Annotated in this window: 11 protein-coding genes and 1 pseudogene; 8 read left to right on the plus strand and 4 right to left on the minus strand. The window is 42.2% G+C overall.

The window, feature by feature from the left end:
- Window positions 1-265 precede the first annotated feature (265 nt).
- The 5 genes from Xsto_RS01375 to rpoS all read left to right on the plus strand — a co-directional run bounded on the left by Xsto_RS01375 (window position 266) and on the right by rpoS (window position 4,776).
- Complete coding sequence (locus tag Xsto_RS01375; protein WP_099111074.1) at window positions 266-844, plus strand: P-loop nucleotide/nucleoside kinase family protein; 579 nt, start codon at window positions 266-268, stop codon at window positions 842-844.
- 276 nt (window positions 845-1,120) lie between these two features.
- Entirely contained in the window at window positions 1,121-1,885 is a 765-nt protein-coding gene (gene surE / locus Xsto_RS01380) for a 5'/3'-nucleotidase SurE (protein WP_099111075.1), read from the plus strand.
- The gene (locus Xsto_RS01385; protein WP_099111076.1) at window positions 1,879-2,505 is read left to right on the plus strand and encodes a protein-L-isoaspartate(D-aspartate) O-methyltransferase; all 627 of its coding nucleotides are present in this window, start codon (window positions 1,879-1,881) and stop codon (window positions 2,503-2,505) included. The genes surE and Xsto_RS01385 overlap by 7 nt, the downstream gene beginning before the upstream one ends.
- Before the next feature lie 154 nt (window positions 2,506-2,659).
- On the plus strand, window positions 2,660-3,727 hold the full coding sequence (gene nlpD, locus Xsto_RS01390) for a murein hydrolase activator NlpD (protein WP_099111077.1): 1,068 nt from the start codon (window positions 2,660-2,662) through the stop codon (window positions 3,725-3,727).
- 53 nt (window positions 3,728-3,780) lie between these two features.
- A complete protein-coding gene (gene rpoS / locus Xsto_RS01395) occupies window positions 3,781-4,776 on the plus strand; it encodes an RNA polymerase sigma factor RpoS (RefSeq protein WP_099111078.1) in 996 nt (331 codons plus the stop codon).
- 120 nt (window positions 4,777-4,896) lie between these two features.
- Here rpoS and miaE read toward each other — a convergent pair whose 3' ends face one another.
- Complete coding sequence (gene miaE, locus Xsto_RS01400; RefSeq protein WP_099123957.1) at window positions 4,897-5,691, minus strand: tRNA isopentenyl-2-thiomethyl-A-37 hydroxylase MiaE; 795 nt, start codon at window positions 5,689-5,691, stop codon at window positions 4,897-4,899.
- Window positions 5,692-5,709: 18 nt separating this feature from the next.
- A complete protein-coding gene (gene mutS, locus Xsto_RS01405; protein WP_099123881.1) occupies window positions 5,710-8,271 on the minus strand; it encodes a DNA mismatch repair protein MutS in 2,562 nt (853 codons plus the stop codon).
- Window positions 8,272-8,922: 651 nt separating this feature from the next.
- On the opposite strand from mutS, the gene Xsto_RS01410 reads away from it, so the two are divergent.
- Window positions 8,923-11,445, plus strand: a complete 2,523-nt coding sequence (locus Xsto_RS01410; RefSeq protein ID WP_169926576.1) for a TonB-dependent receptor domain-containing protein — start codon at window positions 8,923-8,925, stop codon at window positions 11,443-11,445.
- 74 nt (window positions 11,446-11,519) lie between these two features.
- On the opposite strand, the gene Xsto_RS01415 is transcribed toward Xsto_RS01410, so the two are convergent.
- On the minus strand, window positions 11,520-11,882 hold the full coding sequence (locus Xsto_RS01415) for a GFA family protein (RefSeq protein ID WP_099123883.1): 363 nt from the start codon (window positions 11,880-11,882) through the stop codon (window positions 11,520-11,522).
- 237 nt (window positions 11,883-12,119) lie between these two features.
- Window positions 12,120-12,725 (minus strand): plasmid pRiA4b ORF-3 family protein, encoded by a 606-nt coding sequence (locus tag Xsto_RS01420; protein WP_099123884.1) that lies wholly within the window; start codon window positions 12,723-12,725, stop codon window positions 12,120-12,122.
- Window positions 12,726-12,910: 185 nt separating this feature from the next.
- Between Xsto_RS01420 and map the strand changes: the two are divergent.
- Together map and Xsto_RS01430 are read left to right on the plus strand one after the other, a co-directional pair.
- Window positions 12,911-13,705 (plus strand): annotated as a pseudogene (map, locus tag Xsto_RS01425) (type I methionyl aminopeptidase).
- Window positions 13,706-13,910: 205 nt separating this feature from the next.
- Window positions 13,911-15,470, plus strand: coding sequence for a phosphoethanolamine transferase (locus Xsto_RS01430; protein WP_169926577.1), 1,560 nt, complete (start codon window positions 13,911-13,913; stop codon window positions 15,468-15,470).
- Window positions 15,471-15,610: the final 140 nt, after the last annotated feature.

Below are 15,610 nucleotides of genomic sequence, written 5' to 3' on the forward strand. Positions count from 1 at the left end.
GTGAAAATTATTTTCGGAGATAATATAGATATTATTTTTACGAGAGGATTGTTTCAATTATCTGAAAACTGATCTGGTTATTGCAGTTGAAGTTTTCTATATTAATTTTTGGAATGTATTTTACATAATTAATTGGAATTTATGGGATGTATTATTATTTCACACTCAACGGAATAAAGTGGATAGTGTCTAATTTAGTTAGTGTTGGCCTCAAATGAAAATGCTCTTGTGAGTTAATAACCTTTACACAATGGAAGGTAATTTAATGTATTCATCAAAAATATCCTCATCGGAAAATACTCTTTGCCAAGATAAATCTATTTCTCAGGAAAAAACGACGCAGCAGCAAAAAGCGGTTTTTCACATATTATGTGGAAAAATTGCTTCGGGAAAATCGACCCTCTCTGCAAAGTTATCTCAGCAACCAATGACAATTGTGATGAATGAAGATTATTGGCTATCAACACTTTATGGTAGTGAAATAAAAACCGTGGCCGATTATGTGTGTTATTCAGAAAAACTCAGAAATGCGATGGAGCCTCATTTAATCTCTTTATTGAATGCCGGGATTTCTGTCATTCTTGATTTTCCTGCTAACACGATTGAAAACCGAAAATGGATGAAAAAAATCATTGAGGCAACAGAGGTCGAGAGCTACCTTCATTTTCTTGATGTGCCTGATAGTGTTTGTCTGGCTCGCCTACATCTGCGAAATCAGTCTGGTGAGCACCAATTTTCGGTCACAGAAGAGCAATTTGCGGCCATCACCCGCGCTTTTGTCGCTCCTCAGGAAGAAGAAGGGTTTAATATTGTTCTACATGGTAATAAAGAGATAAATCTCTGAACAAAAGTGAGTGCAACCAACAAAGGTACAACTTAAAAGATGCAGAGTATAAGTATGCTCTTATTTAAGTAAACGGGATGCAAAGCGCTCTACAAAACTGCTTGCGTCATGCTAAGATCAAACGATTTTCTGGCAAACCCTGATGTTGTTTAAGCAGAGATCTTTAAGACGCGAGCAGAATAGCATATAGGGAAAGTTACTGTATTAATCTATGTTTTAACAAATACCATGTTTCAACATTTGCCATTTTTTAAGTAAATTTAATGAGATATTTTAATGCTTCGGATATTGCTGAGTAATGATGATGGTGTTACCGCCCCGGGTATTCAAACGTTAGCGGCCAAATTGCGGGAACAGTATCACGTGCAGGTTGTAGCACCTGATCGTAATCGTAGTGGTGCATCGAATGCTTTAACTCTGGATCGTCCTTTGCGTATCAGCAGGCTGAATAATGGTGATGTTGCAGTTCAGGAAGGTACTCCGACAGATTGTGTTTATCTGGGCGTCAATAAATTAGTCCGTCCACGGCCTGATATCGTCGTTTCAGGCATCAATTGTGGCCCTAATCTGGGGGATGATGTGATTTACTCCGGAACCGTGGCTGCTGCGATGGAAGGGCGTCATCTGGGGTTACCCGCTCTGGCTGTGTCACTGGATGGTGACAAACATTACGAAACAGCGGCGGAAGTCACTGTTCGCTTATTGAATATGTTACAGAAATCGCCATTGAGAGCCGGTAATATTCTGAATATTAATGTCCCTGATGTGCCTATCGAACAAATCAAAGGATTCAAGGTGACACGGTGTGGCTGTCGAAGTGCAGCGGAAGAAGTTTATTCTCTGGAAGACCCTAAAGGCAATATGCTCTACTGGATAGGGCCACCGGGAGAAAAACACGATGCTGGCCCGGAAACCGATTTTGCTGCGGTAGAAGAAGGGTTTGTTTCCATTACTCCTTTGCAGGTAGATTTGACAGCCTATAAAGCACAGGAACTGGTAACTGATTGGCTGTTGAAAGCCGGGGATGTCGGAGAATGTTAAGTCGGTTAATGAAAAATTTGCTGACACAGCTACACCAACAGGGGATTCATAATGAACACCTGCTGGACGTGATATCCAAAGTACCCAGAGAATGCTTTGTCGATGAAGCTCTGGCACATAAGGCATATGAGAATACAGCATTGCCCATCGGACACGGGCAGACTATATCTCAGCCATATATTGTTGCCCGCATGACTGAATTACTGGATTTAACGCCTGAATCTAATGTACTGGAGATTGGGACGGGGTCTGGTTATCAGACTGCGATACTTGCTCATTTAGCCGGACATGTTTTTTCTGTAGAACGGATTAAGGGATTACAGTGGCAGGCTAAACGCAGGTTAAAGCAACTCGATTTACATAATATCTCAACCCGCCATGGAGATGGCTGGAATGGGTGGCCGTCAAAGGGGCCATTTCATGCCATCATCGTCACAGCAGCACCTCCAGAAATACCACAGGCATTGTTACATCAGCTGGCAGATGGCGGCGTGATGGTATTGCCTGTTGGTGAAAGCTCTCAGTCGCTGAAAGTGGTACATCGCTATGGGAACGATTTTCATAGTGAAGTGATCGAATCTGTTCGTTTCGTGCCTCTTATCCAAGGCGAACTGGCATAATCTGCTGATTTATTTTTTTACCGCTATTTTTAAATTAGCAGCCATTTTTTTGAGATAAAAAAAAGTATTTTGCCTTAAATATTTTTATGAATCTTAATTTCTTTATAAATCATAATGCTTGTCGCTTATATTTGCCTTTATGGGGGAATAAGGTATGAAAGTAGGAAACTTAATGAAAAAAATACAGTGGATAATAATCTATACAATTGCAGGCACAATACTGGCTGGTTGTAGTAATACACCAAATCGTCCTGCCCCAATAGTGAGTGTGGATAATCAGGAAAAAAATAGAATAATATCCTCCCGCCCCTCATCGATTTCGACTCCAATGCCATCGTCTCCTCCGGTAATCTCCAAAAATAGCGAAATAGATAAATATTCCACAAATGGTAAATATTCGGCAAATAATGCTGGAAATAATAATTTACAGCATGGAAAAATCGTCTATAACCGAAATTATGGGAGCATTCCGAAAGGGAGCTATAACGGTAAAACTTACACAGTTAAACATGGAGATACTTTATTTTACATTGCCTGGATTACAGGTAAGGATTTTCGTGAACTATCTCACATAAATGGCATTTCAGAACCTTATGGCTTAAATGTCGGCCAAGTCCTGAGAATTGGCAATGTAAACTCCAGGAACGGTGTATTAATAGCATCAAATAGCACACAATCTAAAATTGAGCAGGTTGATTTTCAAAAAGGTAATGCGTATCCTGCAAATAATGACAGGAATAATTCGCAAAAAATGTTGCCAAGGGAAACGATTTCTGATAGTGACGGTGCCCCTTCGAAAGTATCGTCTGCAACAGATTTAAATGCGAGTAAGGCTAGCACGAGTAAGACTATCAATAGTTGGAGATGGCCTGCTGAAGGAAAAGTTCTTGAAGGTTTTTCAGATTCTCAGGGTGGGAATAAGGGCATTGACATTGCGGGTAATCGTGGCCAACCCGTCTTTGCAACCGCCAGTGGGAAAGTTGTTTACGCCGGAAATGCATTACGTGGATATGGAAATCTAATAATAATAAAACATGATGATGACTATCTGAGTGCTTATGCTCATAACGATACTATGCTGGTGCGAGAGCAGCAGGATGTACAGGCAGGGCAGAAAATAGCAACTATGGGTAGCACCGGAACCAGTTCAGTAAGATTGCATTTTGAGATTCGTTACAAGGGAAAATCCGTAAACCCGCTGCGTTATCTTCCGCAGCGATAAACCAGGGCAGGAATCTGAACTCCTGTCCGCATTATCATGGGTAGGAGCAGCTGATGAGCCAAAGTACGCTTAAAGTTAATGAGTTGTATGAAGAGGCGGATTTAGACGAAAATGGCACGGAAGCCGATGACTTTGATGAAGCGTTGCTGAAAGACGAGGATGATTTAACCAGTTTTGATGAAGACTTGGAATTGTTGCAAGGAGTTAACCAACGGGTTCTTGATGCAACCCAACTTTATCTCGGAGAAATTGGTTTTTCTCCTTTGCTGACAGCAGAGGAAGAAGTTCTTTTCGCTAGACGGGCATTGCGGGGAGATATTGCTGCGCGCCAACGCATGATTGAAAGCAACTTGCGGCTGGTAGTCAAAATATCCCGAAGATATAGCAACCGAGGATTGGCGCTTTTGGATTTAATTGAAGAAGGCAACCTTGGTCTTATTCGAGCAGTAGAAAAATTCGATCCTGAAAGAGGTTTTAGATTTTCTACTTATGCCACCTGGTGGATCCGTCAGACAATTGAACGGGCGATTATGAATCAAACTCGTACGATCCGTTTGCCCATTCATATCGTTAAAGAGCTGAATGTTTATTTACGTACTGCAAGAGAGTTAGCTCATAAATTAGATCATGAACCAAGTGTCGAAGAAATTGCTGAAAAACTGGATAAGCCAGTTGATGATGTAAGCCGTATGATGCGGCTTAATGAACGCATTACTTCAGTCGACACTCCGATTAGCGGGGATTCAGATAAAGCGCTGTTAGATATTTTATCTGATGAAAACGATTCTGGGCCAGAAACAACTATCCAAGATGATGATATGAAGCAAAGTATTGTCAAATGGTTGTTTGAACTCAACGCAAAACAACGTGAAGTTCTGGCTCGTCGTTTTGGCTTGCTTGGTTATGAAGCGGAAACTTTAGAGGATGTAGGACGAGAAATTGGATTAACTAGGGAAAGAGTTCGCCAGATTCAAGTTGAAGGATTGCGCCGTCTCAGAGACATTCTGCATACCCAAGGATTGAATATCGAATCCTTATTCCGTACTTAGAATTTTACACCTGAGATAAAGGGATAATTAAATTAAAAGGTGGGATAATAAAGCCCACCTTTCTTAATTTATCGGCATACTTTTAATTTATCGGCATACTTTTAATTTATCGGCATACTTTTAATTTACAGGTATACCACTATGGAATTTAAAATCAGAATCGGGTGACTGAATAAGTTCAGCTTCTATTTGACCAAAGTATTTCACTCTTTCTGTAATATCATTTTTAGATATAGATTGAGCCAGTGTTAAATAATCCTGATAATGGCGAGCTTCTGAACGCAGCAGGGAAATATAAAATTTACCCAATTCCTCGTCCAGATGAGGCGCTAATTTAGCAAAACGTTCACAAGAACGCGCCTCAATATATGCCCCAATAATTAATTTATCCACCAGAGTATAAGGCTCATGATTCGTAATATGCTGAAATAGCGATCGAGCATAACGGCTCGCGCTGATGCTGTCATAGCTTATTCCTCTGGATTCCATAATCTCCAGCACCTGATAAAAATGATGTAGTTCTTCTTTTATCAGCAACACCATTTTATCAATTAACGACTGGCTGTAAGGGGACTTTTCCCGTGCAGTAATTTGTTTCGTAATTTGGCTTTTGCCCTTTAACGAATGGATGCTGCCGATTTTTTTATAGGCAAAATCCTCATAGGGCTGAAACCATGCCAGCAGCGCATCCGCGCTAGCCGGATCAACAGCATATTTACGGATCAGAAACATTGCGCTCTGCGCTGCTTTTAGTTCACATAAAAGATGATCACGCAGCAAAACCGGAAGGTTCTCCGGCTGCCGTGCTTTCTCAACCCATTGATTCGGGGTATCACACTGTAAAAATTGATAAATGGGCTCTAACAAGCTGGTATCACCTTTTATGGACAAACCTGCTGTTTTACGCCCTGTCATTTGTAAATCCGTCATGCTTTACACCATGTCTTTTAAACGGTAAATCCATTCCAGTGCCTGACGTGGCGTCAGGGAGTCCGGATTCAGGTTTTCCAGTGCTTCTACTGCCGGGGAGGTTTCTTCCGCCAGTAGTGCCAGCTGTGGTGTATCGACATGACTTGCTGTTGCATTGTTGGAGAGTGACTCCAGCTCTTTTAGTTTCTGGCGTGCCCGTTTGATGACATCACGGGGAACACCGGCCAGTGAGGCAACGGCTAGCCCGTAGCTCTTGCTGGCTGCTCCATCCTGCACATTATGCATAAAGGCGATGGTATCGCCGTGTTCAACCGCATCCAGATGGATATTGACCACTCCTTCCAATTTTTCAGGCAATGTCGTCAATTCAAAATAGTGGGTGGCGAATAACGTCATCGCTTTAATGCGGTTAGCCAGATTTTCAGCACAGGCCCACGCGAGAGAAAGGCCATCGTAAGTTGATGTGCCACGACCGATTTCGTCCATCAACACCAGACTGTGTTCTGTCGCATTATGCAGAATATTGGCCGTTTCAGTCATTTCTACCATGAATGTTGAGCGTCCGGATGCCAAATCATCGGATGCACCCACGCGGGTAAAAATACGGTCTACAGGCCCAATCACCGCTTTTTCTGCCGGGACAAAACTACCAATATATGCCAGCAAAGTAATTAAAGCGGCCTGACGCATATAAGTACTTTTCCCGCCCATATTCGGCCCAGTAATGATTAACAGGCGACGCTGTGAAGAGAGGGTTAACGGGTTAGAGATAAAAGGTTCGCTGAGAACCTGTTCAACAACCGGATGACGGCCTCCCGTGATTTGGATGCCGGTTCTGTCTGTTAATGTCGGACAGGTATAGTTCAGTGTTTCAGCTCGTTCGGCCAGATTTGCCAGCACATCCAGTTCTGAAAGTGCTTCAGCGCTGGTTTGTAGAGCTGCCAGATGAGGAAGTAACAAGTCGAACAGCTCTTCATACAGAGCTTTCTCAATGGCGAGAGCCTTGCCTTTGGAAGTCAGAACCTTATCTTCATACTCTTTTAATTCAGGAATAATATAGCGCTCTGCATTTTTCAGAGTCTGGCGGCGGACATAGTGAATTGGCACAAGGTGACTTTGTCCACGACTGACCTGAATATAGTAACCATGCACTGCATTGAAGCCGACTTTCAGGGTATCAATACCGAGTTTTTCACGTTCACGGATTTCCAGTTTATCGAGATAATCACTGGCACCATCAGCCAATGCCCGCCATTCATCCAGTTCAGTATTATAACCGGGCGCTATGACACCGCCATCACGCACCAGAACAGGCGGGGTTTCGACTACCGCGTTTTCCAGCAGTTGCTGTAACTCGTCAAAACGACCAATACGTTGTTGTAATGCCTGAATATACGGAGAGTCAGAAGAATCCATGATCTGGTGGATATCTGGCAATTGCTGGAAAGCGTGGCGCATTCTTGCCAAATCACGAGGGCGGGCAGAGCGGAGAGCGAGACGGGCCAGCACTCGTTCTAAATCGCCAACCTGACGCAAGAACGGTTGTAGCTCAAAGCCTATCTCCTGAAGCGCAGAAATAGCCTGCTGGCGATTTTCCAGTATATCCCGATTGCGGATTGGAGTATGGAGCCAGCGTTTCAACATGCGGCTGCCCATAGGCGTCACACACTGATCGAGTACAGAGGCAAGGGTGTTTTCAGTGCTTCCAGACAGGTTCTGAGTCAATTCAAGATTACGGCGGGTAGCGGCATCCATGATGACCGTCTCTTGCTGGCTTTCCATTGTGATATTGCGGATATGAGGCAGAGCAGTGCGCTGAGTGTCTTTGACATATTGCAGCAGACAGCCTGCCGCCCGCAGTGCCTGTGGAGCTTTTTCGACCCCAAAGCCGATCAGATCACGGGTACCAAATTGCAGATTTAGCTGCTGCTTTGCCGTATCCAGTTCAAATTCCCACATAGGGCGACGACGCAGGCCGTGATAGCGTTCGATCAACCCCATGTGCTCAAAGGCTTCAGGATAGAGTAATTCAGCCGGACGGGTGCGCTGGAGTTCAGCAGCAATTGTATCTTCATCAGCCATTTCAGAAACACGGAAACGGCCGGAAGTGATATCCAGAGTAGCGTAGCCAAACCCCTGACTGTCATGCCAGATAGCCGCCAGAAGGTTATCCTGACGTTCTTGCAGCAATGCTTCATCAGTGACCGTCCCCGGAGTCACAATACGTACAACTTTACGCTCAACAGGGCCTTTGCTGGTGGCAGGATCGCCAACCTGTTCACAGATTGCCGCAGATTCACCCAGTTGAACCAGTTTTGCCAGATAGTTTTCAATTGCATGATAAGGAACTCCAGCCATTGGGATTGGCTGGCCTGCGGACTGCCCACGTTTGGTCAAGGAGATATCCAGTAACTTTGCTGCCTTTTTCGCATCGTCATAGAACAACTCATAAAAATCTCCCATGCGATAAAGCAGCAAAATATCAGGGTGTTGCGCTTTCAGGCGCAGATACTGCTGCATCATGGGAGTGTGGGTGCTTATATCCTTTGCTGGAGATTCTTTCATGTTGATTTGATTCAATTTTATTGTTCCTGTTGACTCGGTTGGGCTATCGACACTCAGTCAACCCATCTAAATGACAAAACCTAAATATAATCAGCTAAGGATAGAACGCTAGTGAACCTCTGCTGGGCGAAAACACTATCTTATCACTGATAATCTGTGCGATTCATCTGTGGATTCGATGGCTGATATTAAGAGGAAGAGTCACACGGTAGGTTATCAGGATTGCGATCGGGAATGTATCGGATTTTTTGACTATTAAATGGGATTGCGAAGCGGCTCGATTTAAATATTTTTCCCTGATGTATCGATGTTGGTCATTTTTGATTCAGGGGTAATGGAAAGATAAATCATCCAGTAATGATAATTGTTACTGTTTGCATTTGTTTTTAGCATTAATTATCATTACAACCCTTATAAGAACGATACAAATATACCAGCAGCACACAACAAATGAGTATACCTATTATTTTTCGACCTAATCCTCCGCGTTTGGGCGGCTTTTCATTATTATTTTTGGTTGGATCGCTTTTACTCATTGGTTGTCTATATGTCGCTGATTCTGGTGCTCATCAGTTACTTCCTACCCCAATTAAATTCAAATTGAATTAATTATCACACTGAACTAATAGCCATAACATGGAAGCATTAAAAGTGGAATCATCAACAAACTCGTTCAGCTCCCCACTGAACCTGAGAACAGGGATTTTATTAGCACTACTGGGAAACACAGTTTTTCCATCTTACGCAGCAGACACTGATAAAACATCGAAAACCGCGCCAGAAAATCCTCATAAGCCAGAAACCGTGGTACTTAAAGAGCTTAAAGTTTCCGGATTCAGTGAAGCACAGCTAAACGCGGATTTACCTTATATGACCCCCGGTTCCAGTACTCATATTTCAGCGGAGCAGGTAGAACAGCGTCGTGGCACATCCGTGGGTGATTTTCTGAAGGGAACGCCGGGTGTACTGAATAGTGAGAACCGTAACTCTGGTGCGCTGGATGTCAATATCCGTGGGATGCAGGGACAGGGAAGAACACCGGTTATTGTTGATGGAGCCATGCAGGAGACAACGATTTACCGTGGTTATTCAGGAGTTGCCGGACGCACATATATAGATCCGGATTTGATTAGTTCGGTAGATATTGAGAAAGGCCCGAGTACAGGGGCTGACGCTAATGGAGCCATTGGCGGAGTGGTCAGGGTAAGTACGCTTAATGTGAATGATGTTGTTTTACACGGCCAGACATTCGGTGTGAGAATGACTGGTGGGTTTAATAATAACAGTACAAGGCCTCCGGAAGTGGGTACGGTTGGTGGTTATCCCAAATCTGATTCCTATCAGAATGACGAGATTTATAAGGCCTATGGTCACCCTGCCGGAATGGATCGACATGGTGGATTCCGTCCAACCGGAGGGAATGGCAGTATTGCATTGGGGATCAAAAGCGAATATCTGGATATGGTTGCCGCTTTTGCCCGCCGACATAATGGCAACTATTATGCGGGTAAAAGAGGAGAAAATGTTCCTCAGATAACAATTACACCATCTCGTAAAGGTCGGAGTTTTGCCTCGTCTGAGAGATTTACGCCTTATAGGGCGAGTGAGGAAATACTTAACACCTCGATGGATAATATTTCCTATTTACTGAAAGGAAAATTGAAGTACGAAGGTCATGGCCTTGAACTGGCTAGAAACGAATATATCAGTCGCTATGGTGAAATAATGCCATCGGCAATAGCGCGTTGGGGTGTGCCTTATGAAGGCTTTATGAATAAGATCAATGTCAATTCATATACGGCACAATATCGTTTTAAGCCAGAAGGTAATTATCTGGTCGATTTAAAATCTAATGTGTTTTATAACCGGGCTGTTAGCCGAATTAACACCTCAAACCCCCCTTTCGGTAAAGAACCAACTGGTTCCGCTTATTTAAAAGAAGAATTATCACGAGGCCGTACTTATAGCCAAGTGGATAAATGGGGAGTAGGTATTAATAATACATCAGAGATCCTGTTCCCTTATGGGGATCTTTCGTTTACCTATGGCGCATCTTACACATATGAAACTATTGGTTATCCGAAGGATGAGATCTATGACGCACATAAGAGTGGTACTTTTAGGGAAGGATGGCGCAATGATTACAATATTTTTGCTAATGCCGAATGGAAACCTCTGGATTGGCTGACCTTTGATGGTGGTTTGCGTTATTCATATTTTAAGTCTCATGATAATAATCCTATATTTCCAGATACTTTTGATGAGAATTATAAACCGAAGGCAGTGGTTGAACCGGTTACCTACGGAGAGGGATTAGAACGTACTGCCGGTGGTTGGTCTCCGATTATCAATATGACCCTTGAGCCTTTAGAAGGTCTTCAATTCTATGGCAAGTATGGCTCTGCTATCCGGTTACCAAGCCTGTTTGAAACAACTAAAGGCTGGTCTCAGACTCCGAATACAAACCTCCTGTTATCACCTGAGCGTTCTTTGTCATGGGAAGTCGGGGTCAATGTATTGAAGAATGATCTGTTGATGGATGGCGATAAATTCCGTACTAAACTGAGCTATTTTGATACACAAGTTAAAGATTATCTGACCAGAATAAACAACGCAAAACGTGGTCAGTATGAGACTCAGCTTACAATGATCAATGTTGATAGAGCGGAGTGGCGTGGTTTAGAGCTTTCATCAAGTTATGATGTGGGTTTTGCTTACGCTGAATTAGGCTGGTCATATTACACACACACGCTATTTTGTTTAACACCAGAACAGGCAAGCATTAATCCTAAAATGCGCTGTAATCCGGGGGGTATTCCGGACAGCTACGTTGTGAACCATATCCAGCCGAAGAATAGTTATACAGTGACATTGGGTGGACGTGCTTTTGATCAGGATTTGGATATGGGAGCTATGCTAAGTTACTTTGGTAGCCGACCTAGTGTAGGGCTGAGTGATGTTAAAGGGCAGCGTTCCGGAAGTGTTCTGGTTCACGTTGAATGGGAACCTTACACAACTGTTGACCTGTTTGTGAAATATAAAGTTAATAAAAACATCCGGATTCAGGCAGGTATTGATAACGTGACTGATGTCTATTACCTCGATCCGTTAGCAATGGGATTAATGCCGGGACCGGGACGTACTTTCAGAACGAATGTGACTGTTAAGTTTTAATTACAATCGTTGTGAACGCCTGACTGAAATGCCTATTCCCGGACGGAGTAGGCATTTTCTTTTCTGTATTATTTTCATTTCGGTTGTGAAGGCGGGTAAGAATGTGACAATGGGGTTAATTCTTCTGATTCATAATTATCAAAATTTCCCAGAATTAATCCAATCGTCGAGCCATCATCAATTGCCCCTAATGAACTACCACAATGATTACAAAATGCCCGGCTGGAATAATCAGAGGATCGATATAAAGAAGGAAAGCCCCCCTTTCCAATCCATCGCACTGAATCTTTCGGAAATTCAACCCAGCAGAGTGTCAATGCTCCGGAATGTTTCTGACACATCGTACATGAACAGGTATGGGGATTATTAGGCGTTCCTGCCGCAATGAATCGAATATTGCCGCATAAACATCCACCACGATATTCAGATATATCCATAATTCTTTCTCCCATAAAAAATAAATAGCTTCATACACAATTAATAAAAGACGCTTGCTATTTTATTCACCGGGATAAATAGCAAAGGCCCTTTATATACACTTCGTCTTTCAAGTTGCCTCTTTGTTGGCTGCGCTCGCTCACCCCAGTCACATAGTTATCTATGCTCCCGGGGATTCTCTCTCTTGTCGCCGCGATGCATTTTGAAATCCATTGTGTATATTGTGTATAAGTAATTCACCCGAACAAAGACAGATAACGATCTCTCGACCAGCGATAATATAAGGCCAGCATATTATTGACTTCCTCGGGATAAAATTTTTCAGGTAAAAATGCGTCACCGGGGGAAATTTCAGTTTCACCATGTATCCATTCAAACATTTCCTGATATTCTTCATGGGCTGGATCTTTAAGAATATTAAGTAGATCCCTATAACCATAGACTCCGCCACAATCTTCCGGAGGGCAGGCTTGTTCTCCTTCGAGGCAGAATATCGGCATGGGTAATTCTTCCGGTGAATAGTTACTGTTTTCCAACAAGATTTCATGTTCCCATGAGTCACCAAAATCATAAAGATAAATGAATTTACTTCCTTTGCGTTTGATGAGTGAATCCAGTTTGAATTTCCCTTCCTCATGACCTTCTTCTGGTGCTTCAGGCCTTTCGGTAAAACGTTTAGAATCCAAAATAAATTCATGTAAATGACTATCTTCCCAGCCCATTACAACTTGAATGACATCATGTAATCTATCCAATGAAATATTGGATGGAACAATGAAGCGACGCCATATAGCGGGTTTTGTTTCTGTAAGTGTAATTTTTAACTGATAGAACTTTTTCATTTATTACCCTTAATGACTTGAATAATTGACAAAGAAATATGTTGAGTTCAATAAGGCTTCATTACAGTATGAATTATCCTATAGTGATAATGCGAACAAATTTTAATAAATAGCTTGAGTTATTCACTTATGCAAGGGCATGATTAATAGAAGCCCCTATTTACTGAAAAAATAAGAGAAAATTAATGGCAGATAGTACTGGCGTATTGATTAAAAATTCAGAAGAAATAAAACGAATGGAAATTGCGGGACATATGACAGGGCAGGTTCTTGAAGCTGTTCGTCAGATTATTGTCCCCGGAGTGACGACATTAGAAATAGATGCGTTTTGTCATAATTATATCGTTAATACACTGGGAGCTATTCCTGGTAGTCTGGGGCAATATGGTTTTCCCCATACAGTTAATACATCAGTTAATCATGTCGTTTGTCATGGCTGACCATCCGATAAGAAATTAAAAAATGGTGATATTGTTAATGTGGATGTGACAGTAAAAAAAGAGGGATACTATGGCGATAGCAGCGTCACGTTTTGTGTCGGAGAAGTTCCCTCACATGCCAGACGGCTGGTGGATATCACACAAGAGTGTCTGTATAAGGCGATCAGGATTGTAAAGCCGGGTATCACATTAGGGGATATCGGGCAGACAATACAGCAGCATGCTGAGGCGAATAATTATAGTGTTGTCCGTGAATACTGTGGTCATGGTATCGGAAGTAGTATGCATGAAGAGCCTCAGGTTCTGCATTACGGGAGAGCGGGTGAAGGAATTATACTGGAAGAAGGTATGACATTCACAATTGAGCCAATGATCAATCAGGGGAAAAAAGAGGTTAAGCTGCATAAAGATGGCTGGACTGTTACAACGAAAGATCGCCGCTTATCAGCTCAGTTTGAGCATACTATTCTGGTTACGCATGATGGTTTCAGGGTTCTGACCTTACGGGATGAGGAACGGGAGATGTTTGAGCGCAGCTAGCTTCCCGGTTTTGTACGCTACTGATAGTGATCTTTCTTTGTGTTTTAAGCAGGCTGTTTTTTGTTTTCTAATAGTCTGCTATGACGTAGTATTATCAGAAATTAAAGTCTATTGTTTAGTATAGCCATCATTTTTCTGGGTTTATAAACAATAAAGGAACTGACTTACAGCAATATTTATGGTTATAAGGAATACCGATAATATTATGTCCTCACTTTATAAAAATAAAAATATTTTTTATTTAATCTCTCTTTTTCTACTGGTATTACTGATTCATAATTGCTTGGGATATCAGCTAAAATTAATATATGTTTTTAGTGCTTTCGCATTCTTTTTATTTCTTGCTTCCAGTAATAAACGTTTATATGTTGTACTGATCTCTCTGTTTTCCATTGTCGGAATATTATACGCACCGCTTGGTCTCAACTACGGTTTTCCAGATATCAACGCTGTCGGTTCAGTGCTTTATACTAACCGGAATGAAACACTGGAATATATCAGTGGGTTTCCTGTATCAACTTATTTGACTGTGTTTGCTATTTTTATTCTGATGTTGTGCTCGGTAAAATTAAATGCCGTTTTTTCAGCAAAAGGTAAGAAGTGGTTATTGGCACTGTTTTTTATTTCTGCGTTTTGGTCACCTGTTAAGGGATATGTGAAGTCGGATTTTGTGGATAGTTATGGACTTCTGAATACCAGTTTACCTGAAATTCGTTTTTTTAAAGACGCCTACCAAAGTTATGTGAAGGTTATGTCTGAAAATAACCGGTTTGCCAGCGTTATCAAATATCAGGATGACTGGCAGCCTACAGTTAAAGAAGATAAGTACGATACCTATATTATGGTTATTGGCGAGAGCGTCCGTCGGGATTTTTTAGGGGGATATGGATTCCCTGATAACAACACGCCCTGGTTGGATAAAACGAATGGAACAATATTCACTAACTATATTTCTGCTGCACCATCCACTCAGCTTTCATTGACGAACTCACTGGCAATTCGTCAGGAAAATCAGATCAAGCTGAATAACAGTATCATGACACTGGCAAATAAGGCTGGTTTTGAAACTCACTGGATTTCCAATCAAGGTATGAAAGGCGGGTTTGATTCTCCTTCTGCAATGATAGGCCAGCAGGCCATGCACTCTATTTTTCTGAAAGAGGGAAGTTCAGATGATAGGAGCTACATGCCGGATGAAAATTTATTACCCCATATCCGTAATGCCCTGAAACAGGGTCACAAAAAGAGATTGATTGCCATTCATTTGATGGGCTCACATCCACAGGCTTGTGCCAGAACTAATAATAAATACAGCCACTATCTTCACTCCAAAGATATCTCCTGTTATGTACAAAGCATCCATAATACGGACAGTTTATTGGCTGAAATTGAGAATATCGCCAGACACAACCAGCTGAACTGGACGATGCTCTATTTTGCTGACCATGGTTTGTCTTTTGTGCGCAAAGGAACGGATAAAGAGAATCTGAACCATAGTGATGCCAATAAACAGAATTATCAGGTGCCTTTCGTCATTACTGGCTATGACTACAACGTTAAAACCAGAATCGATGCTTACCGCAGCGGATTTCATCTTTTACCTATGCTATCCACGTGGCTGGGGATTGAAGAACCTCGGTTATCTTCTGAATGTGACTGGTTCTCTGAGCAGCAATGCGGCGATCAACACACTGTCATGTCATTTGATGGTAAGTATGCTGACTTTAACAGCCTGAAAGATGATGCCATTGATTTTGGTTTGTAGACGATAAGTATATTCACGAAGCATTTACTTTAAAGTCACTGTAAAACCACTGATAGAAGGATTCTGACCGCTTAATGTGTTATTTCACCGTTAGCGCAGATCCTTCCCATCCCGGCGGAAGAAGTTTCGTATCATAGTAC

Source organism: Xenorhabdus stockiae, assembly GCF_002632825.1.
Taxonomy (GTDB): Bacteria; Pseudomonadota; Gammaproteobacteria; order Enterobacterales; family Enterobacteriaceae; genus Xenorhabdus; species Xenorhabdus stockiae.